Source organism: Terrimonas pollutisoli (genome assembly GCF_029360765.1).
Classification (GTDB): domain Bacteria; phylum Bacteroidota; class Bacteroidia; order Chitinophagales; family Chitinophagaceae; genus Terrimonas_B; species Terrimonas_B pollutisoli.
The window spans coordinates 1-521 of record NZ_JARKNA010000073.1 but is presented as its reverse complement, the minus strand read 5'-3'; the positions used below and the strand labels follow the sequence as shown (position 1 = coordinate 521).

The following is a 521-nucleotide window of genomic DNA, read 5'->3' as shown; positions in this document are numbered from 1 at the left end:
ACAACTAAGAGTTCGTCGGGCCTGAAGGGCCAACGATGAACTCTTAGTTGTACGGAACCTGCTGGTAGGCGTTGCTTGTAATTATGGGGATTGGTGTGTGGAAGACGTGGTTGATGCGGATGTTAAAGCACGGTAAAACCAAACGATCATTTAAAATTATGGTCTTGTTTCTGCGACTGTTGTTGCTTTCAGGATCTATAGTATATCACGAGTGCTATTTTTCAACAATTTTTATTGTTTTCTTTGAGTATAGGCATGGCCGGCCTTACCGCATGTTGCAGTAAAAAAAATCATACTATGCATTGCAATAAATCAGCCGCCAGTTGTTGCCAGTAAACAGGCGGTGGCTTATTTTTAAAATGTATAATGGTTTGCATGGTATCTTTTTTACAACAAGGGCATTGCCTGGGATTAAAGGGCTCAGGTTTGGCTTTGGGTTTTATATAAGCGGGTGTTTTGATGGGTGGCACCTGCGCTTTTATTCGTTCAGCACATCTTTGTTTGCTGCTGCTGCTCAGTAT

At 42.0% G+C, this 521-nt stretch carries 1 pseudogene; it reads right to left on the bottom strand.

Features of this window, described 5'->3' with window-relative positions:
• Positions 1-290: 290 nt before the first annotated feature.
• Positions 291-521: pseudogene (locus P2W73_RS26410) on the bottom strand (hypothetical protein); the annotation flags it as partial.